We start from the raw sequence: 19,748 nt of genomic DNA, 5'->3' as shown, positions 1-19,748 counted from the left end.
GACCTCGTGGAGGGCGGCTTCGAGAACGCGCTGACAGGGCATAACGGGGTAGCGTCGGAATCCAGGAGTTCGTCCTTGCGCGCCGCCGCCGCATTCCGAGCACTCAACAGGAGTCGGCCGTCACTTGCCTTACAAGGATCGTTTGATCAATCGTATTCTCGCCTGCGTTCTCCGATTTCGGATTTAGAGCAGCAATCCCGACTGACAACACAAAGAGGCTATCGTCAACGGCTCGGCTCGCCCGGCGCGGTAGGCTCCACGAGCGAGCGTCGCGCGGCGCGTCTGCCTAGCACGCCGCTTTTTCGTTTCTTCCGTATGGCTCATGACGACCCCTCGACAAGCTGTTCCAAGACCCACCGCTACAGCTCACGAACTTCCTCCGAGGCTCTTCCCTCTTGTGCAAACTCGGTCACGCCTAATCCTGCCCCAAGCGCGTCCTGATGGTCATTGCGCTGTCCGACATAGGGAAGCGCAAGCACCCCGAGCGAATTGAGCGACGTTGCAGCTTCAGTCAAGCGGCAGCCCCGCGGTGGTGTCTGATTGAGGACGAAAGCAAATCGGCGGTTGAGCCTACGAATAGCAATCAGCGTCGGTATCGCAGCTTCGATGTCCGCCGGACTCGGACGCACCGGGATCAGGCAAAGATCGGCCCTCGCGATTGCGCGCATGGCCAGTGCATTATTTGTGGCGGCGGTATCGATGACGATAAGCGAGATCCCCTCAGCTTCAAGGCTGACCAGCGCCCCTTCTATTTCGACGGGATCGGCGCCCCGAACGAGCCGCGGATAGGAATGGCCGCGCCGCTCTTTCCATTTTGAAATCGTTCCTTGTGGATCCGCCTCGACAATTGCAACGCGCTTTCCGTTCGCCAAAGCGGCGACTGCAATTCCGACCTCCAGCGTGCTCTTGCCGCTTCCGCCTTTTTGGGTGACCAGAGCAAGGACATACATCGCCTGCGTGTCCGGACAACAGCGACATGAAACGCACGATTCGCCGAAAAGAGCCTGCTGATTGGTAGGCCTACCACTCGCCATCGTGAATCGCACTAAGAGCGAGCATGGAACTCACAACCCAATCAAAGGCCCGGACGCGGTGCTCGACATGATGTCGCGGCGGCGTCAGTGCCGCTGCGAACGAAAACCGACAAATATCGGACAAAATCCGCAATTGGTGACGAAAAGTCCGGATTGGCTATATAGTATGAGATCGTTGGATGGGGGAGCCCGATGTCGATCTATAACCCTTTGAGAGACAAGCTGGTCGCAAACAGCTCTGCCTCGCTCAAGACGACCTTTGCCGATATCGAGATGCTTATCGGTCGCTCCCTCCCGAAATCGGCGTATGAATATGATGCGTGGTGGGCCAACGAAGACCCCGTCAAAACTAATCACAGTCACAGCCCTGCGTGGACAGTTCCGGGGTATCAAGCCGAACCAAATCGATTGCAGCGGACAGTAACATTTCGGCGCAGGGGGTAGCATTTTCCGCAAAAGCGAATGCCTATGAACCTGGTCGCTCGAGGATGCGTCGTGAATGAAAATGATCACGCGACACGACTAAGCCCGTATCGACAAGATATGATATTTCTTATCGCAGTAGCCTCTCTGGCGGGAGCGGTAACTGCTGGGGTGATGGTGAATATCTTCGTCGGCAGCAGTGTGGGGTGGATTGGCTTCGTGGGTACCATCGTGGGCAGTGCCATTAGCTTCGGCGCTGTCACCCACCACGATAACAGGCGCCAGAAACAAGAGATCAAAGCCATGCGAGCAAGTCTCTACGCTGAGATCGTCGATCGAGTTGCACGATGCGCCAACGACTACATAGAGCCGTGGAGGGATTGGGGCACGAGGAAGATTGCAAGTGAAGACGCCAAATTCCTTCCGTCACTCCCACTCGTGTTGCCTGCTGTTGCGGGAAAACTCGGACTGCTCGACGCCGAGATACTGCTGGCAGTGACACAGTTCTATTTTCGTCTCTCGGTTCTAAGAGACGCAATCGAGCTTGTTTCTGGAGAGCCCGACACAAGCGAAGCAATCCGCTTGCAGCGCATTAAAATAATCCAACGACGATTTCTTAGTTGCTTCGCTCCGGCACTCCGTTCACTGACATTGCTCGATGTGCCGGACTGGGAGCAGTTTGATTGCGAAGCCGCCAAGGTGTACCCTCACCTAAGAAAAGAAGCGGGTGATTTGCGCGTGATACTCGAACGATTTGCTGCGTCAGCGGCAAAGCAAAACATCGTTTGAGACGGAGATCGCAGAGCTTGCGGCGGAAGTAGAGTACGGGCCGTTTCTGACCGCATAGTGCTCTGGCAATCATCTGCTTAGCTGGCGTCGCCATCTTCTCGACAGAGCGTTCGATGATCGCGGTCTCGAGTCGCCCGTGAAGAATTCGGAATCGATTGATCTGTCGCTGTGATTTGGCGTGAGTATATTCGATTCAGTAAAGGTAGGCGTGGGCCAAGCCGCTTGCCACAGCGTTATCGGTGAACTGAACTACCGCACTCGTGACAGGCTGACTGGAGACATAGAAACCGTGAGCTGCATATCCAAGTATGAGATTGTTGCCGAGCGAGAAGTTCGTTAGCGCAGCAAATGCAGTCTCAGCGGGTGAGGCTGCACGCTCCAAGCTGTTATTTTCGTGCATGTCTTTCTCCTTCGAAACCAAGGGCGCCCGGCAATTACGCGACGATCGTGACTTCACGATGGGACTGCGGCGTAGGCCGAAGCTGACTCCAATCCAGCTCGCGCCCGCCACGATTAGATCGGCGCCGAGAAACAGGCCCAGAATATAAACACTGTTTATCGGCCAACGCGCTAAGATCAACGATCCAATCAGCAGAGTAATGACGCCGGATATCGCCAGCCAGGATCGGGGCGTTGCGCGTTTGATGCTGAACGCCAGGATCAGGCGCATGATGCCGGCGGCGACCAGCGATGCGCCGAGCGCCAGCGTAAGCAGCACAGCGGCGAGCGTAGGATTATCAAATGTCACAAGTCCCGCGACGATGTAGAGCGCATCCAAAGTAGAGCGCACCCAAAAGAGCGCATAGCAAGAACTTGCCCCAGGTCTTAACCTGGAAAGCATTGATCGTTTCGGCAACGCCGGCGACGATCATCATCACGCCAACTAGCACCACACTCGCCACCGTCGCGAGCGCAACGCTACCAAGCGCCACGAAGCCAGTGATCAGATAACCTACGCCGAGGGCGAAAACCCAACCCCACTTCGTTAGCGAAGCGGTGCCCGGACTAGCTCGAAGCCGCGCGATATCAGACGAACTTGTCATGGAGGTCTCCGGTGCCAAAGCTGCGCCGCAGCATGGCGCGCCTAGCCATCGCTTTGTTGCGATTAGGGTTGAGCTTGCGGGTCGTTGCGAGCAGCCGACTCAGTGTGCCCATCAATCTATATGCTCGCCTGCTGGGTGCCATCCGCATCGTGACCTCCTCTCTTCGGGCTTGGACCGCATCCCAGGACGCGGGAGGACCACATTACTAAGCCCGGCGAGGCGGTGTCGTAGGCCAAGCAATTGGCGTGCCACGTTTTGCGAGCCGCGCGTCGAGAGCGAACTAGCTTCTTCGTGACGCGATCGTGAAATCGCGGCCGTTTGTGGCAGCTTGCCGCCAAACGTCTTAAGTCCGACGCGCAGGAACGACAACATAAACATCTTGCGCGTGGCGGCGATTGGCCTAACTGCATTCTCGAGGGGGTGGTATGCGCGCCCACACGACGGGGTTGGACAAACACGAAGACCGAAAGCTGTCATCCATCCGATACATTACCCTCCTCGGAGCCACTGGTTACAGTACTCCCATGGCTGAGCGCTCCAGAATCGAGATGGGGAGTGACGACGCCCTCGATATCGTGAGGCTTCTGCCCGTGTTGCATAGTGCCTGTGGTGAACGAGCCCCCTATCGAGTGTGGGAAAGAGGAAACAGTTGTGGGCCGGATGGCTGATTGCTCTCGGGAAATTATCGCGGTCCGCATTGGTCGATTTTAGACATGCGACATGGCAGCTAAAGCGCCATCCTGTCGCTCTCCAAGTGATTCCCTCTCCTTTGGCACGGCAAATGCAGGTCTCCTGCAATGCGCGCGGCCTGAGGAGAAATCATCCTATGATCACGCGAATCGGCCGCTCACGAAAGCTCAAGCCTACTCGGCGGCCGCAGCCAAATCCTGATGAACCGGTCGAAGCAGCGCAATCCAACAAACGGCGTTATCAGCCATCGCAATGGTCTACGGCGATGGGTTGAGCTCGGCGAAAGCCGAACATTCCTCTTTGCAATGGAGAGGCATCATGTCCAGAGTCACAGACGTTCTTGTTGCCTTTGATACGGAATCCATTCTTCAGAAGTACTCGAATCCGAGCAAAAGACCGGACAGCCCCACTCTCATTGATTTCCGCCATGTCTACATGATCACAAATCAGGACAACGTGATCAGTGGGCAAGCGGGCGGCGAGCTCGACCTGAAGGCCCAGGTCGGGCATTTGATTCGTTGGCGCGAGACCAGCCTCTCCCTTGGATTCGAGAAGTCAGTGATCTTCTACCGCTTCATCGGAAACGTAGGAAACGAGCTGATCTCGACGCCGACCCCGCGGAAGGCGGAGGCCTCGTTCGCGCATCCCAATCCTAGCAATCCGTCCGTGCCGACATGTCAGACGATCGCCAATTACTATTGGTCCTCGGAAACTTTGGCTATCGGACGAGTTACCTACCATTTCAACTTCATGGTCGTCGATCGCAATTGCAGCGCGCTGGGATACTTTTCGTGGGATCCGTTCATCAGCATCCACAATTGATGCGGATGATCATCAAGGCGTCGAAGGAACCGCGCAGCGGGGAACGGCCATGATCCCACCCCCCTCGACTCCGAGGTGGCATAATATGGTCCGGAGGCGTGCCGACCTCACCCATCGTCCCTGGCGGATCGGCCTTCTCGACAGCTGTCGCTTTTTTCGCGTCGCTCTCGAATGGGACCGATCCGCCGTCAGCACCATCCAGTTCGGTCGGCCCAAGCACTTGGCAAGCTCCGCGGTTGCCGAGCATCCCACGGTCGGGAGGAAGGGAAACAGCAATGGCCAAAGACAGACCCTCAACCAAGAGCCAGCGCTCCGAGTCTCACGTTGCCGTTCTCATCATCGTCGACGCCGAGACGCTGCTGTCACGGTATCCGAATGTCAGTCTCTCGCCTGATGCGCCCGTACGCGTCGACAGTGAGCATCTCTATGTCCTGGCCGCGCGCGATGGCGGGCCACTCGGGAGCAATGACGGCCATCTCGATCTGGCCGTCAGGCCTGGCGTCCGTCTGCGCATCCGTGGAAATGCCCTGGCCTTGAGAGGAGAGCATATCGTCGTGTTTTATGGGATCGCGCAGGAACACGCTGATGTCCTTTCCCCCTTTGAGCTTGTCTTGCGCCGAGTCTTGACCGTCGCGACGCCCAACTTCGAGAATTTGTTGCAGCCGGGCAACCAAAGCATCGACGACCATTTCTGGCAGAGCCAAGTGCTGGCCGATGGCGTGGCGGCTTGCGATCTGAACTTCATGGTCTTGAACAAGGCCTGCTTGGTGCTGGGATACTTCTGATGGCGTCTCCAGATCAACATCTCGGGTCTCAGGGAGGTGCCGTAGTCGGCCGCTCCGAGCGCGGTCGTTCAATCCCGAACTCGGCTGGGAGTTCTGTGAGAGCTCCTGGAATAGCCAGTTCTCGGGATGTCGCTCGGCCCGTTTCGCGGCTCAAATTTTATGTATCGACGAGGGTACAGCCCGTGATCGAGAAGGCCAGCCGCAGCAAGAAATTCTGGACTCTTAACTCGATGCGGCGCCGCCGAGCCTTATCGCTGGCCCCTACACACGCCTCCGTCTTACTGCGGATGCATCGTCCGCCCGGAACGAAGTGGAGGAATGCGGCTCGTCCGTCGAAGCTTCGCCGTAAGCGGGAACACTTGCATCCAATGGCCGACGAACGGTCGATACGGCCGGAACGAGGACACGCGGAGCAGCTGCAATCAGGAAACTGACTCGCTGTCGAGGCTGACTCTTGTCATGCTGATGTGCTCGAAGGGCGCGCAGGAGGGGTAACCGCGATTAGACATTTTCGGGTCATGCCACTTAATCAACAGTCGGCGGACAGCATCCGCGACCGACCCGACATGCACTTTGCCCATCGACCGGCCGCTCAGGCGGCGCTTGCGACCCCGTCAACTACCAACCCTTGCAGTTGATGGAGGTGGCGGAAACGTGCCAATCGTCGTCAATACCCCGTCGGGGGCGTCGAATTCGAAACTGGGGTTCAGAAGAATGAAAAAATTGCTGGCGGGCACGGTAGCCCTCATCGCGCTGGCCGCGCCTGCCGCAGCCGCTGATCTGGCTGCGCGCTCCTACGTCAAAGCGCCTCCGGTGGTCATTCCGATCTATGATTGGAGCGGCTTCTACGTCGGCATCAATGGCGGTGGCGGCTCTGCGCATCAGTGCTGGGACGTGGTCAACGCCGGCGGCGTGGTCGTCGCTCCGCCCGTTGGCATGGGGTGCCATCATGCGACGGGAAGCACGGTCGGCGGTCAAATCGGCTACCGCTGGCAAATAGCGAACTCGGTGTTCGGTCTGGAGGCGCAGGGCAATTGGGCCGATTTCAAGGGCTCCAACGCGAACCTTGCTTTCGCAGGCGTCCGGGATGACTCCACGCTTGATGCATTCGGCCTGTTCACGGGCCAAGTCGGCTATGCCTGGAATAACGTGCTGCTTTATGTAAGAGGTGGGGCTGCAGTCGTCCGTGACAAATACCGGGTCTCCGATTTTGCGACCGGGCTCACTATCGACAACGGCAGCGAAACTCGTTGGGGCGGCACGGTAGGGGCGGGCCTTGAATTTGGCTTTGCTCCGAACTGGTCCATCGGCGTTGAATACGACCACCTGTTCATGGGTCGTCGGGATGTGGATTTCTTTTTTTCACCCGGACTCGTGGGTGTTCCGGTGGGCACTTTTGCAGGGACTGCCCGTATCGGTCAGGACGTCGATATCGGCTTGGTCCGTGTGAACTACCGGTGGGGTGGCGTGATCGCCACGACCTATTGATCGATCTTCGCCAAAATGGCGCGGGTTCGCACCAATATCTGAGCCGCATCGCGGCATAGAAACCTTGGCAACAGGGACTCGCATCAATGGCGCTATCGGCTTCTTGTCGGTACATCGGCTCGAGCTGGTTAGGCGTGGTTCAAAGGAATCTGGCTGATCTGGTTATGACGCAGCGCCACGGCGAAGATCGCGGCGAACTCAAGCGTGCTGCCGTGGTCGAACGCCAGCCGCTTAGTGGCTGGCTGCGCCGATTTCCCGGACCCGTGCCTCCACCTGCATCACCGTCGGCTTTTCGGCCGTCGGAGAATGATGAGGCAAAAAATAGTTTTGTCGACCGTCGTAGTTAACCCGGCCCTCGCTTAGGGAGACACAGGTCATCGATTACAATCGTTCCGGTCGGCCGCACTGGCCACCTCGGACGAAAGGCCGACGAGCGGTCGAAGCGGCGCTCGTGCGAGGGTGGGACATAACGTCGACGACGTGATGGCTTGCGTCATCGTCGCTGCCGATCTCTGCGCCCGATCAGCCTGCCGAACCCCCGCTGGCGCGGATCAATTGGGAGCGCCTCGGAGAGCGGATGCAAAATCTCCAGAGGTGGATCGGCAGCGCTGAAGCGGAACTCTTGTGCTAGGACAGAAACGCGGCTGTCATCCGAGCCGCATTGCCAGCGTCTGCTCGTAGTAGATCACCTCCGCGAAGCCACGGCCGAGGAAGACCGTCAGTGGGTCGGCGACGAAATCAAGCGCGAAGGGGGATGAAGAACAAATCGGTTTGCCTGATCCGACCGGGCTGCAATGAAGATGCCCCCCTTTGACAGGGTTGCCCTCTTTACAACTTCCGATTGCGTGATAGTAATCCCCTCTAGCCCTACGAGGGGGGCGGCCGTGGCGATCATCGAGAACATTCGTCTGCTCAAGGGCGTAGCCGTGTTGCGCTGATTTACTTCATGAGACCCACCTCACCGACCTGCGGAAATACTGTAAACCCTAGCCGCCATCAGCAATGGAGCGCATGTACCGGCTTAACCCAACAAACCATCTGTGTGTCCGGTTTTGTCGCGCTGCAATCAAGACGCCACGATGAGGAGGTCCGGTTCTATGCCTTTGTCATGCTGGCGGGTGACGGCGACGACTACCGGCGCCTGCCGCTGTCAATGCCGCTAGCATGAATAAAATGGGCTAGATACGGCCGAAAGTCGCCCACACCCCGTCTTCGCCGTCCCAGCTGCCGCGGCTCGCCGCCTTGGAGTACTCCGTGGCGCGCTGCTCGAAGAAATTGGCGTGCTCGACGCCATTGAGAATCTCGACGAGCCACGGCAGCGGATGCGCCTTGAGCTGGGTGAACCCGCCCTCCTTCGCCTCGAAGAAGCCGAAGACCGGGGCAATCCGGAGTTGGGCCAGTCGCCAGTCGGCGACGTAGCGGACGTAGGCGTGGATATGCTCAGGCAGCATGCCCTCGATCTTGCCAAGACCGAAGGCGAGCTCGACGAAGTTCTCCTCCAGCTTCACCATGGTCTTGGCGACGTCGACAATGTCGTCGCGGACGGAGCGCGTCACCGCGCCGGTTTCGCGGTGCCATTCGTGAAATAGCTTGATGATGCCCTCGCAGTGGAGACTCTCGTCGCGCACTGACCAGCTTACGATCTGTCCCATGCCGTTCATCTTGTTGTGGCGTGGGAAGTTCAGCAGCATGGCGAAGCTGGCGAACAAGGCCATGCCTTCGGTGAAGGCGCCGAACATCGCCAGGGTACGGGCGACATCCGCCACGCTGTCGACGCCGAACTCGTGCATGTAGTCCGCCTTGGCGCGCATCTGCGCATAGCCGCGGAATGCCTCGAACTCGGTCTTAGGCATACCGAGCGTCTTGAGCAGCAGGGCATAGGCGTCGATATGAACCGTCTCCATGTTAGTGAAAGCGGCCATCATCATCTGGACGGTGAGTGGCTGGAAGAGCGGAATGTACCGCTTGAAATAATTGTCGCCGACCTCGATGTCCGACTGAGTGAAGAAACGGAAGATCTGGGTGAGCAGCGCGCGCTCGCTGTCGGTGACGCGGTCCGAAGCCCAGTCGTTGAGGTCGGCGCCGAGCGGCACCTCCTCGCCCATCCAGTGGGTCTGCTGCTGGCGCTTCCAGAACTCGTAAGCCCAGGCATAGCGATCGACGTCGTAGCTGCCGGTCGAGTCAAGGAGGCCGACGCGTCCCTTGCCGATCAACGTGCGCGGATCGGCGCGCGACAGATCGATCACTGACATGCGAGGCACTCCTCATAGTCGGTGCGCTGCCGCGCCGGCTGCTGCGTCGGCGTTGCATCCCCGGCAATCTTGCCGGCGAACGCCGCGCGCGAGATCGACTTTGATCGACAGTAGTAGAGGCTCTTCACCCCACGCTTCCACGCCGTCCAGTGCAGCATGTGGAGGTCCCACTTATCGACGTCGGCCGGCAGATAGAGGTTGATCGACTGGCTCTGGCAAATCAACGCGGCGCGGTCGGCGGCAAGCTCGACGATCCAGCGCTGGTCGATCTCGAAGGCGGTGCGAAAGATCGCTTTCTCGTGCTCCGACAGGACGTCGAGATGGGCGACCGATCCGTCGTGCGCGATGATCGACTCCCAGGTCGCCGAGGTGTCGGCGCCTTTCGCGGCCAGCACCTTAGCGAGGTGCGGATTGCGCACCGAGATGGCGCCGGATAGCGTCTTGTGGGTGTAGATGTTGGCCGGGATCGGCTCAGTGCAGGCGCTGGTGCCGCCGCAGATGATGCTGATCGAGGCGGTCGGCGCGATTGCGATCTTGGGGCTGAAGCGCGCCATCACGCCGCGTTCCAGGGCATCCGGGCACGGGCCACGCTCGCGAGCGAGCGCCACGGATGCCGCATCGGCATCGCGACGAAGTTTTCGGAACATGTTCAGATTGAATGACTTGGCCAGGGTACCCTCCATTGGAATGCCCTTGGCCTGGAGAAACGAGTGGAAGCCCATGACGCCGAGGCCAACGGAGCGCTCGCGCAGGGCGGCGTAGCGGGCACGCTTCATTCCGTCCGGCGCCACCGTGATGAAGTGCGTGAGCACGTTGTCTAGGAAGCGCATGACGTCCTCGATGAAGCCGGGCTCCTCATTCCACTGGTCCCAGGTCTCGAGGTTGAGCGACGACAGGCAGCACACCGCGGTGCGCTCCTCGCCGCGATGATCGATGCCGGTCGACACGGTAATCTCGCTGCACAGGTTGGAGGTCGAGACCTTGAGGCCGAGCTCGCGCTGGTGCTTGGGGAGCGCACGGTTCACGGTGTCGATGAACAAGAGATAAGGCTCGCCGGTCTGCAGCCGGTTCTCAAGGATGCGTTGCCACAGCTGGCGGGCATCGATCTCGCGGACAACCTCGTTAGTCTTCGGGCTGCGCAGAGCGAATGCGGTGCCGGCGCCCACGGCACACATGAACTCGTCGGTGACGTTGATGCTGTGATGTAGGTTGAGGCTCTTGCGGTTGAAGTCACCAGACGCCTTGCGGATCTCGAGGAACTCCTCGATCTCGGGATGGTGGATATCGAGATAGACCGCCGCCGAGCCGCGCCGCAACGAGCCCTGGCTGATCGCCAGCGTGAGGCCGTCCGTGACGTGGATGAACGGGATGATGCCCGAGGTGACGCCGCCCCTCGCCTTCTCGCCGATTGAGCGAACATTACCCCAGTAGGTGCCGATGCCGCCGCCATTGGAAGCAAGCCAGACGTTCTCGTTCCAGGTGCCGACGATGCCTTCGAGCGAGTCCGACACTGAGTTAAGGAAGCACGAGATCGGAAGGCCGCGCGTCGTGCCGCCGTTGGAGAGCACCGGTGTGGCCGGCATGAACCACAGCCGAGACATCGCATCATATAGACGTTGGGCATGCGCAACATTGTCCGCGAAGGCGCAAGACACTCGGGCGAACATGTCCTGGAGGCCTTCGCCGGCGAGCAGATAGCGGTCGGTCAGCGTCAGCCTACCAAACGAGGTCAGCAGGTCGTCGCGCGACCGATCGAGCGAAAGGTCAGACGGAGTTGGCGATCGCGCGGGGGGCCTCGGCAGGGGAGCCGGCAATGCTGGGGGCTGCACAAGACACAGTTCAGGTGTGGTAGGCTTTGCCTGCGCTGAGGGCTGCCGCACACTCGGCAGCTCAATGAGATGACCATACTGATCGAAATCGTAAGACGCCGACATCGGCAACCCCGTGATATTTGGGGGCTGGGACCGTGCGGACGACTTGCGAGGAGACCCGGCCAATGTCCCCGGCTGCAAGCGACCCACCGGGCACCCCGCCCGAGGACATGGGTTCTGTCGCGGTAGGTTTCCTGGCTCGCGGGTCTTCCCAGCGCTGTCGCGCTAATGCCTCGGAATAGCCGCTGCCGGCACAATGGGTTCCCCTTAACTCCGTGCCACCATATATGCGAATTGAAAACCACGACGACACCACATATAGAAGCCGTTGCCCAGACTCGTCAAGACGGCACAGTCAAGTTAACCAGTTGGAGCAGCCCCGAGGTCGAGGTTCGAAATTCGCCGAGCGCCTGTCCTGAGAGCCTCACTCAAAAAGCATAGATGTCTCAAGGCCTGGCCAATCGGCGAGTTAGGAGCCTCAGATGGGCGACGAGCGGCCAGGCGAGCTCGGTAGCGGCGGAACCTTCGAAGTCTTTGCAGAGATGCCGACATCTGCCGAGCCACGCAAAGGTGCGCTCGACGACCGAGCGCCTGCGATCGGCCAAGATGTGCTCAAGCCTTTGGAAGTGGCGTCGCAAATTCTCCAACAGGGGAACAGCAACCCTGGACATCCTGAATGTTGGCATCGATCGGTTCGCGGTCCGCGAATTGAGTTGGGCCGGATCGGGTTTCGGTAGCCATACGCGTCTCGCCATTCATCGCTTTCTGTGGCCCTTAGATCAAAAATTGTCTGGAGCCCGACCGCAATCGATGCAGCCGCCCGTGGCAATGTCCCACGCTTAGTGGATTTGACCCCGCCAGCTCTCACATCAGACGTGCCAACTTTGCCGAAGAGGCGATTCGTATGCTTTTCGCAGGCCGGGCGAGCCGCCTCACGTGCTCAGTTGTCTGGCCGCGAACATAAGCCGTCCTGACCGAACGCGGTCATGTCAGGTTATTGGCAATCAATCCTAACGGGATGAGCTATGCTTGAGTCTGGGTGACGAGCCGATCCGGCGGCGCGGCCTTGCTGGGTGGGAATGAAGCCGTTCGCAACATTGGCGTGAGCGGCGGCGAAGAACCGTGTTGTATCTCACCAACGACCTTGAAGCCGTGACGTTGGTAAAAGGGAATGTTTTCAGGGTTCGAGCTTTCGAGGTAGGCAACAATGCCGTTCTCATCGCATCGTTGAAGGGCGTATTTCATCAGCAACGTGCCAAGCCCTTTTCCGATCCAGTTCGGATCGACGGCAATGAGCGGCAGATACCAATGTGGCTCGTGGGGACGATGTTCGGCCATTCTCCGCCGCAAGTGTGCCATATCCTCGGTAATCTCCGGGCGCAGGGATAGCGCCATGATTGCATCCAATGCCTCCTCGTCTTGCTGCACGTTGGGAGGCAGCCACAGGGCCGCGCCACGAATCTCTCCCGCGACGTAGGCTGTGCCATGTGCAAATGCTCGGCCCCCACAGGCGTCAATGAACTGAGGCATGCTCCTAAGGTATTGCCTTGGGTCAGGCCAGCTCCAACGCATCAACGGATCCGCGGCAAAGCCGAGCACAATGGTCCAGACAGTGCTTGCACGAATGTTTGCGTTCGCAGATCTGATATCTGATTCTTCTGTCATGATGTCGTTTTCGGGGCTCTGTTTTGGCATTGGCCTTCCAAGGAGGAGCATGGCATCGACACATCTGACGGTGAGCGGAATGGATGCACCGACGGGGACCCGCCGGGTGCATTTGGTTTCCCTTCCGAGATCTCCGCCTGTCTCAGACGGCTGACGTTGACGGCCACTTCGGACGAAGGCTCCTTGGTCGGCAATGCTTGGATCTACATATTCCTGGCGGGCTTCTGCGCTTCCACGCCCTATCTGGAACCCGCCCCGCCCTTCCCAAAGGAAGCTCCGACGTTCTCAAGGTCGACACGGTTCGGGTGCAACGTCCGCGAAGGGAATGACATGAGGACGCCTCTGAGATTGCAAGTGCGAAGAAGTCAGGGCATGGCGAACATCGGGCGATGGCTGCCTGAACCGGGCTCCGGCACGAGCAAACAGCTTGCCAGGTGTCGCGCGTCGAGGTCCAGACTAGGCAAGGAATCATCACCTCGTCTCGTATTGAGTGGTTCTCGTAAGTTTCTTGGTCAAAACACATGCTAAGTGCGAAACCTCCATTGCCAACGTCGTGTCCGCGGCCACCGGCAGAGAGAGCTTTCGTCTGCGAGAGTCATATGCGTAGTACAGCGGCTTTCCAATTATCGCATGTTGTCTGCGCTCCTTGATGTTCTTGTGTCCAACAGCTCTCGGCGCATCATCGCCGCGATTCGCGATTGTCGGATCAAGGCAACGCGACTGGATACCACGACGCTGCCGCCGTGGACCTACTGGACAACGCAACTTGGGATCGCGCGAGAGCTTTCGTGCCTTGATTGATCGTCAGACGTGTCGATCGCTCGCACAACGGCGTTAGCTCTATCGAGCGAAAACGTTGCTGTCGTGCCCTCGTCGAACTTGACGCCTAGGTCAGTTGTATCCGCCGCGATCCTTGCCATAGTGGGAAAGACAGCAGGCTGACGTAGTTGCGTGAGTAATTCTCGTAAAAGAGGTTTTTGGCCACAAGCGTTGATGGCTTCGTAGGACTTGTTCCAACTCACTCCCTGATCGGAACGGTTTGGAAGATTTCTTGGCGCTGGTATGCTTGCCACACCGGGTCCGAGATCCACGTGGTGAGTCATGCTGTTTCATTCTGTCTTGGAAAACTGTAGTCGCCGGGGCAGCATATCAGGAGGCATTGTAGCGAAGACCTCCCCAGAATGGTAGGGCTATCGCATATGGGCAAGAGCGCTGAGAAGGAAGTCATTATTCCATCTGGCTTCGAGCATTTTGTGGCTGGTGCGCACGGGGCCTGGTGTCGCCTGCAGTGTATTGATGGCCAGCTTGCGGATAGCTGCGAGGTTTTCGGCGGCATGGCCCTTGCGACTGCGGCATGCGTCCTCGTCGAACAGAACGTCGAGAACCCAGTGCAAGTTATTCTCGATACCCCAATGGGCACGCACGACCTCAAGCAGTTTCTTGGCAGGGAGCGGACGCGATGCCAGAAAGTATCGTACCGTGTGCTTGGCGGCTTTGCCGGTATTGGCCCGCCAACTGTCGATGCGGCCAACGGCAGCGATGGCTGGGAAGCCGTATTGCTTCGCCAATTGCGGTGCCGAGGTAACGATGGCCTGCCGACGCTCGGTGCGGCCGTGGGCGGTTGTCCTCCGCTGGCTCGCCCGCGCGGGCTTCCGGGCGGTGTCGACGAGCGCCTTCGCCGCCTTGAACAGCCGGCCGCGATTGCTCTTGATCGCCAACACGTAGTGGACCTTGCACTTGCGGATAGCCCGCTCGGTGTCGGGTCGGCAATGCAAGGCATCGGCGGTGACAACAGCGCCGTCCAGATCGAGCAGAGCCAGGACTTTGAGAACGCCGGCAACCTCGTTGCGGTTGGGAGCCTTTCCCTGAGCCAGCGCCATGCGCGTGCCGGCCGCCCAGACGTTGACCATATGAAGCGGCGTGGCTCGCCGGCCACGAGTGAAGGCTCCTCGCAAGGCCTTCCCGTCAATACTGACCACGCCCTTGATGCCGAAGCCCTTGCTGAACTTACGCAAAACGGCTTCCAGCCCCTTCGGGTCCAGCGCGCGGAAAACGGTGCTGAACGTATCGTGGCTGGGAATGCCGTGTCTAAGCTCCAGGAACCCTCGCAACAGCTCCTCTCGACCCCTGCCGAAGAACTCGAACTCGGTACAGTTCTTGGCGCCAGCCAGCGTCGCCGCCAAAGCGATGATAAGAATCTCAACCAGATCGTGCCGTGTGTTGTCGGCGCGAGGATCCTTGAGCGGTCGAAGCAGGCGCCTGAGTTTGCGCATTCCAGTCTCCCTCGGCAATCGAGAGAGACCCAAAGAATCCAGTTCCGACCGCTTTGCAACACGCCGATAGCGTCATATGCGATTCCCCTACCCAGAATGGGTAGAGATCTATCCGCCCTTGATGCTGAGTTGGCCCGGGTTCAACCTTGAGCATAGTCTGTCGAACGCCATCCGGAACTGCCCCCTTTTCGTCATGAAGAACTGCCCCTTCGGCAACGCTGCGGTTCGACGTGATCAGCATGGCGCCGGTTTCGTAACGGCGACTGACCAGCCGGAAGAACAGATGCGCAGCGTCGGGTTCAGGGGCCGGTAGTCGAGTTCGTCGACGATTAGTAGCTTTGGCTTCGACAGCGCGAGCAGTTTCTCGTCCAGATGCTGCTCGCCGTGCGCCTTGGCGAGGCCCGCGACCAGCGTCGTTGCCGTGGTGAACTGCACCGTGTACCCGTCCAGGATCGCCTCTCGCCCGAGAGCAATCGACGGGTGCGTCTTGCCGACGCCTGGCGGACCAGCGTCATAATGCCGGGTGTCTGGGATCTGAGGTGGAGATCCTTTACGCGTTCCATCCGCGATGCGGAGCGTCAGTCGTCATTGTCTCCTGCAAGCGGCTTGGGGGTGAGACGCATTTTGTTATCAGACAACCTGATGCCACCTTAACGCTGCTGCCGGCATGGATGGCGGTTCCCGCCGCCGCTTCCTTCCATCTCAAAGCTGATCCGCAGCTTCCGGTGGATCGTCTACTGGAGCGCGTCTTCTTGTCGAGGCGCTCTTAGCCTCCTCTTCCAGGGAATCGTCCCATTCGCGAGGAGGCCGTCATGGCGGACGCATCACGTCGTCAGGGGGATCTGTTCGAGAGCCCTCCGACATACAGCAGCATTCCAATCGAAGCCCAACAGCAAATGCTGGCGCTGTTAAAGGAGCTTCTGACCGAAGCGCTCACCGACAGCGCAGTCGAGGCACACGACGTGAACCGGGAGGACGGCGGTGAGCAATATCACACCTGAGCACCTTGCTCGCCAGGCCGTCGTCTACGTTCGCCAGTCGACGGCAGACCAGGTCATCAACAACCGCGAGAGCGAGCGCCGCTAGTACGGCTTGGCCGAGCTTGCCCGGCAGCTGGGCTAGAGCGAGGTGGCCGTAATCGACGACGAACTCGGTCGCTCTGGTGGCGGCACCGCGCGTCCCGGATTCGAGAAGCTGCTCGCCGCCATTTGCGAAGGGCAAGTTGGCGCTGTGGTCTCGATTGAGGCCTCTCGGCTGGCCCGCAACGGTAGGGATTGGCACACGCTCCTGGAGTTCTGCGGGCTCGTTGGAACACTGATCGTCGGTGAGGATGGCGTCGACGATCCTCGCTATCCCAACGATCGCCTTCTGCTCGGCATGAAGGGCACGATGAGCGAGATGGAGCTATCTATCTTTGGGCAACGCTCGCTTGAAGCCTTGAAGCAGAAGGCACGCAGGGGTGAGCTCTTCCTCAACGTCGCCATCGGCTATCTCAAGGTCTCCAACGATCGGATCGACAAGGACCCTGATCGGCGCATTCAGGAGGCGCTCGCACTCGTGTTCACCAAGTTTGCCGAGATGCAGACACTGCGCCAGATCCACCTCTGCTTACGGCAGGAGCGAATCACTTTGCCCGGGGGTCGGCCATGGCCCCGAGGGCCGCCACGTCGAATGGAAGTTACCAGTGTACAATACGATCTACCACATCCTGACCAATCCCGCCTATGCTGGCGCCTATGTCTTCGGGCGCTCGGGCAGTCGAGTGACGATCGAGGCCGGCCGCAAGAGGATCGTGCGGGGCTTCCGGCGCGAGCGCAACGACTGGGAGGTTTTGATCAAGGACCACCATGAGGGCTACATTACGTGGGCGGAGTTCGAGAAGAATCAGGGCCTGATCACCGACAACGCCAACGGAAAAAGCTTCATGAGTCGAGGCTCGGTTCGCAGCGGCGAAGGCCTGCTCGCGGGTTCTTCGTTGCGGCCACTGCGGCAGCAAACTTCACGTTACCTACAGCGGTACGCACAGTACTGTCGGGCGGTATCATTGCCGCGGTAGCCAGATCAACCATGGTGGAGACCCGTGCATCTCATTAGGCGGTCTGCGCGCGGATCGCGCGATCAGCACGGGGGTCATCGCGCGGCTGCAGCCGCTGGGTATACGGGCGGCGCTGGCGGCCATGGAAGCGCGCGGCCGTGAACACGCCGACAAGCTGCGTCAGCTCGAGTTGGCTCTGGAGCAGGCACGCTACGAGGCAACTCGCGCTCGTCGGCGATACGAGGCTGTCGAGCCGGACAATCGCCTTGTTGCCGGCGAGCTGGAGCGGCGCTGGAACGAACGCCTGGTCGCTGTCCGCGAGCTTGAGGGCGAGCGCGACACGTTGTTGGCTACGCCGGAGATGACGTTGAGCGACATCGATCGCGATCGGTTACTTGCGCCTGGTTCCGAACTCAAGAGAGCTTGGGAAAGTCCGGGTGCAACAGCTGCGACGCGCAACAGGATCATCCGAAGCTTGATCAATGAGATCGTTGTGCGCATCCGCGACGAGGTGCTGGACTTGATTGTCCACTGGCATGGCGGCGATCACACGGCATTGCAGGTGAGGAGGAACCGCACCGGCGAGCACCGCGGCGGATGTGGTCGATCTCGTTCGTGTCCTCGCGCGTCAGATGCCCGACAGCACCATCGCCGCGGTTCTCAACCGCGCCAGTAGGTCGACAGGGCGTGGCAACAGTTGGGCCCGCGTCCGCGTTCGCAGTCTGCGCAACCAACACGCCATCGCGGCCTACCGAGAGGACGAGCGCGCCCAGCTGCGTTGAAAGTCAGTCCTTCGACGGCTCGCCGTCTGATCGAAGAACAGAGCTTGCCTGCGCAGCAGCTGTGCAAAGGCGCACCGTGGATGGTCAAAGCGGTTGATCTGGAACATCCCCAAGTCAAGGGCGCGGCGGTTCCGGCGGCCATCGTCTGGCGATCCGGGTCAAAAAGATTTCAACTCCAAGGCGGTAGCGAGATGGGCAGCATGAACCTGACTCGAGCGCGCCGAGCAGCAGCACGTTCTCGCCGTTGGCGATCCAACGTGACGCGGCCAGGTCGCGGATCTGCTTCGGTCGATCGACGGCTGCGCCTATGATTCTTGCGCCACGACCTCGCGCTCGCACAGTAGGATCAGCGTCTCACGCGCCGACAGGTTCACGCGCGCCGTCTCGTCGGGCAGGTGGTCGAGCTGGTCGCGGATGGGAGAGCTGCGAGCGCGCCAGCATGGCCCCCAGCCAATCGATTGGTGCTTCGGTGACCTTCTTTGTACGCACCATCAGAAGCTCCCTCCGATCGTAGCTTCGTATTCGGCAAGAGGACGTAACAACGAGGCAGTGGTGAAGGCGCCGGCACTGTCGGTGTCGCGCTTGCTGGTTGGCAGACCGCGCCATCGCGACAGGCAACCCCGTCGAGGTGGGCGAACTCGACGATCCGCGGCCGGCGATCCTCCGATTGCTTGTGACTGCAACCTCGCGCATGCCATGGCGGATGCGCACCTCGCCAGCCGCGACCGTCACGGTGTACCTCGTCACACGCAAAGCGAGTGATCGGCGCCACGCCCGTCGTGCCGTGGATACGTACGTTCGCCACCCCGCCCTCCCACTCGGCGAGATGCGTCTCGAATGCCTCGCAGCTCGCGAAGGAATGCCCCGCGATCACGTTCTTCTTCACGTAGCGGACGCCATTCTCCGTCTTGCCCTTTGTGCGCGCCCGATACGGTGCGCAGGCGCGAGGACGGAAGCCCCAATGCTTCGCGAACGTGATGAGCTTGTCGTTAAACTGAACCGACCGGCTCATCTGCCGTGGCGCACCACGAGCGCGCGTAGATTGTCCTTCAGCACTTCCTCCGGCACGCCATCGAAGGTCGTGAATGGCTCTCGAGCCCAGCGAACCAGTGCTCTTGCTTTTCGGCGCGGGTCGCCACGAACACAAATGCTTTGACCTTCGCCCCGCCGATATCGACCAGACGCTCGCCGAAGTCGATCTGTAGCTGCCGCCCCGGGGGCGTCTCGAACCGGGTCGTCGCCAGCGCTTCGGCCTTCAGTGCCTGGCGGTAGGGTTGCACGGCGCGTCGCAGCGTTCGCCGGCTGACCGCCAAGCCGTTTTCGGCCAACAGGTCGTGACGGACCGCATCCGCATTGCCGCAATGTCGAATGAACCTCTCGCGCAGCCAGCCTTCAAGGCCATGACCCGCTTCGCCCGCTCAGGCGACTTGAACGGCTACACCCACCCGCGCCACGTAGTCCTTCACCGTCTGCAGCCCAGCTGGCGCGCAATCCGCTTTAGACCTCACCCACACACCCTCAGATGCAACATCTCCGCCACGTCATCTGGCGTATTCATCACCTGCCCCCGTGGATTACTCCACGACAAGCCTTTGATTCGTTCCTCGTTCATTCGCTCTCTCCTCGGCTATCCAAGGAGGGGGCAATTCCTCGTGACGTCGAGGGCCGCATTGCCTCGCTAAAAATGTTACCGGACAACTTCCCTGTCGTGTCTGGGGCGGAGCTGCCGAATCAGATCGGTGGCGGCTATGGCAGGGAAGATCAGCATGCGCGCAAAGCGCGAGATCACATCAGCG

15 protein-coding genes, 3 pseudogenes and 1 riboswitch are annotated in these 19,748 nt (G+C 59.9%); of the genes and pseudogenes, 8 read left to right on the top strand and 10 right to left on the bottom strand.

The genetic code is table 11. From position 1 onward, the window contains the following. Positions 1-359: 359 nt before the first annotated feature. Positions 360-950, bottom strand: coding sequence for a ParA family protein (locus tag I6F09_RS35855; RefSeq protein WP_225129208.1), 591 nt, complete (start codon positions 948-950; stop codon positions 360-362). A gap of 579 nt (positions 951-1,529) precedes the next feature. Here I6F09_RS35855 and I6F09_RS35850 point away from each other — a divergent pair. Further along, complete coding sequence (locus I6F09_RS35850) at positions 1,530-2,246, top strand: hypothetical protein (RefSeq protein WP_225143679.1); 717 nt, start codon at positions 1,530-1,532, stop codon at positions 2,244-2,246. 193 nt (positions 2,247-2,439) lie between these two features. Here the strand turns inward: I6F09_RS35850 and I6F09_RS37815 are convergent, their stop codons facing one another. Next, on the bottom strand, positions 2,440-3,024 hold the full coding sequence (locus tag I6F09_RS37815) for a DUF308 domain-containing protein (protein ID WP_346656686.1): 585 nt from the start codon (positions 3,022-3,024) through the stop codon (positions 2,440-2,442). Further along, complete coding sequence (locus tag I6F09_RS37810) at positions 2,984-3,289, bottom strand: DUF308 domain-containing protein (protein WP_346656685.1); 306 nt, start codon at positions 3,287-3,289, stop codon at positions 2,984-2,986. Before I6F09_RS37810 ends, I6F09_RS37815 begins: the two co-directional genes overlap by 41 nt. 1,008 nt (positions 3,290-4,297) lie before the next feature. On the opposite strand from I6F09_RS37810, the gene I6F09_RS35840 reads away from it, so the two are divergent. The 3 genes from I6F09_RS35840 to I6F09_RS35830 all read left to right on the top strand — a co-directional run bounded on the left by I6F09_RS35840 (position 4,298) and on the right by I6F09_RS35830 (position 7,074). Next, positions 4,298-4,801 carry an inclusion body family protein gene (locus tag I6F09_RS35840; protein WP_225145049.1) on the top strand — a complete coding sequence of 168 codons (504 nt, stop codon included), beginning with the start codon at positions 4,298-4,300 and terminating at the stop codon, positions 4,799-4,801. 275 nt (positions 4,802-5,076) lie between these two features. Beyond that, a complete protein-coding gene (locus I6F09_RS35835; protein ID WP_225145048.1) occupies positions 5,077-5,586 on the top strand; it encodes an AidA/PixA family protein in 510 nt (169 codons plus the stop codon). Between the two features lie 714 nt (positions 5,587-6,300). Further along, complete coding sequence (locus I6F09_RS35830) at positions 6,301-7,074, top strand: outer membrane beta-barrel protein (RefSeq protein WP_225145055.1); 774 nt, start codon at positions 6,301-6,303, stop codon at positions 7,072-7,074. A 1,178-nt stretch (positions 7,075-8,252) separates the two neighbouring features. Here the strand turns inward: I6F09_RS35830 and I6F09_RS35825 are convergent. The 6 genes and pseudogenes from I6F09_RS35825 to I6F09_RS35800 all read right to left on the bottom strand — a co-directional run. Beyond that, positions 8,253-9,326, bottom strand: a complete 1,074-nt coding sequence (locus I6F09_RS35825) for a ribonucleotide-diphosphate reductase subunit beta (protein ID WP_225145047.1) — start codon at positions 9,324-9,326, stop codon at positions 8,253-8,255. Continuing rightward, positions 9,317-11,260 (bottom strand): ribonucleoside-diphosphate reductase subunit alpha, encoded by a 1,944-nt coding sequence (locus I6F09_RS35820; RefSeq protein ID WP_225145046.1) that lies wholly within the window; start codon positions 11,258-11,260, stop codon positions 9,317-9,319. Before I6F09_RS35820 ends, I6F09_RS35825 begins: the two co-directional genes overlap by 10 nt. A gap of 103 nt (positions 11,261-11,363) precedes the next feature. Then, positions 11,364-11,518: riboswitch (cobalamin riboswitch) on the bottom strand. A gap of 125 nt (positions 11,519-11,643) precedes the next feature. After that, a pseudogene (locus tag I6F09_RS35815) lies at positions 11,644-11,790 on the bottom strand (IS5/IS1182 family transposase); the annotation flags it as partial. Between the two features lie 430 nt (positions 11,791-12,220). Continuing rightward, positions 12,221-12,862, bottom strand: coding sequence for a GNAT family N-acetyltransferase (locus tag I6F09_RS35810; RefSeq protein ID WP_225145054.1), 642 nt, complete (start codon positions 12,860-12,862; stop codon positions 12,221-12,223). A 1,190-nt stretch (positions 12,863-14,052) separates the two neighbouring features. Then, a complete protein-coding gene (locus tag I6F09_RS35805) occupies positions 14,053-15,135 on the bottom strand; it encodes an ISAs1 family transposase (protein ID WP_225145045.1) in 1,083 nt (360 codons plus the stop codon). Between the two features lie 208 nt (positions 15,136-15,343). Then, a pseudogene (locus I6F09_RS35800) lies at positions 15,344-15,642 on the bottom strand (ATP-binding protein); the annotation flags it as partial. A gap of 305 nt (positions 15,643-15,947) precedes the next feature. Here I6F09_RS35800 and I6F09_RS35795 point away from each other — a divergent pair. The 4 genes and pseudogenes from I6F09_RS35795 (at position 15,948) to I6F09_RS35780 (ending at position 17,846) form a co-directional block, all read left to right on the top strand. Continuing rightward, positions 15,948-16,136, top strand: coding sequence for a hypothetical protein (locus tag I6F09_RS35795; protein WP_225145044.1), 189 nt, complete (start codon positions 15,948-15,950; stop codon positions 16,134-16,136). Positions 16,137-16,263: 127 nt separating this feature from the next. After that, positions 16,264-16,539, top strand: a pseudogene (locus tag I6F09_RS37475) (recombinase family protein); the annotation flags it as partial. A 280-nt stretch (positions 16,540-16,819) separates the two neighbouring features. After that, the gene (locus I6F09_RS35785; protein ID WP_225130553.1) at positions 16,820-17,191 is read left to right on the top strand and encodes a recombinase family protein; all 372 of its coding nucleotides are present in this window, start codon (positions 16,820-16,822) and stop codon (positions 17,189-17,191) included. Between the two features lie 121 nt (positions 17,192-17,312). Then, positions 17,313-17,846 carry a transposase gene (locus I6F09_RS35780; RefSeq protein ID WP_225145043.1) on the top strand — a complete coding sequence of 178 codons (534 nt, stop codon included), beginning with the start codon at positions 17,313-17,315 and terminating at the stop codon, positions 17,844-17,846. 1,155 nt (positions 17,847-19,001) lie between these two features. On the opposite strand, the gene I6F09_RS35775 is transcribed toward I6F09_RS35780, so the two are convergent. Continuing rightward, on the bottom strand, positions 19,002-19,265 hold the full coding sequence (locus I6F09_RS35775; RefSeq protein WP_225190121.1) for a hypothetical protein: 264 nt from the start codon (positions 19,263-19,265) through the stop codon (positions 19,002-19,004). Positions 19,266-19,748: the final 483 nt, after the last annotated feature.

The sequence above is a fragment of the Bradyrhizobium sp. IC3195 genome, from assembly GCF_020193585.1.
Taxonomy (GTDB): Bacteria; Pseudomonadota; Alphaproteobacteria; order Rhizobiales; family Xanthobacteraceae; genus Bradyrhizobium; species Bradyrhizobium yuanmingense.
Note: the sequence above shows the minus strand (reverse complement) of the source record. Positions and strands in the feature narration are given on the sequence as shown.

Coding starts and splice junctions, on each gene's coding strand:
- I6F09_RS37810 (WP_346656685.1), bottom strand. CDS start 3,289: ATGACAAGTTCGTCTGATATCGCGCGGCTTCGAGCTAGTCCGGGCACC.
- I6F09_RS35830 (WP_225145055.1), top strand. CDS start 6,301: ATGAAAAAATTGCTGGCGGGCACGGTAGCCCTCATCGCGCTGGCCGCG.
- I6F09_RS35820 (WP_225145046.1), bottom strand. CDS start 11,260: ATGTCGGCGTCTTACGATTTCGATCAGTATGGTCATCTCATTGAGCTG.
- I6F09_RS35835 (WP_225145048.1), top strand. CDS start 5,077: ATGGCCAAAGACAGACCCTCAACCAAGAGCCAGCGCTCCGAGTCTCAC.
- I6F09_RS35855 (WP_225129208.1), bottom strand. CDS start 950: ATGTATGTCCTTGCTCTGGTCACCCAAAAAGGCGGAAGCGGCAAGAGC.
- I6F09_RS35825 (WP_225145047.1), bottom strand. CDS start 9,326: ATGTCAGTGATCGATCTGTCGCGCGCCGATCCGCGCACGTTGATCGGC.
- I6F09_RS35810 (WP_225145054.1), bottom strand. CDS start 12,862: ATGACAGAAGAATCAGATATCAGATCTGCGAACGCAAACATTCGTGCA.
- I6F09_RS35780 (WP_225145043.1), top strand. CDS start 17,313: ATGGAAGCGCGCGGCCGTGAACACGCCGACAAGCTGCGTCAGCTCGAG.
- I6F09_RS35805 (WP_225145045.1), bottom strand. CDS start 15,135: ATGCGCAAACTCAGGCGCCTGCTTCGACCGCTCAAGGATCCTCGCGCC.
- I6F09_RS35840 (WP_225145049.1), top strand. CDS start 4,298: ATGTCCAGAGTCACAGACGTTCTTGTTGCCTTTGATACGGAATCCATT.
- I6F09_RS35795 (WP_225145044.1), top strand. CDS start 15,948: ATGGCGGACGCATCACGTCGTCAGGGGGATCTGTTCGAGAGCCCTCCG.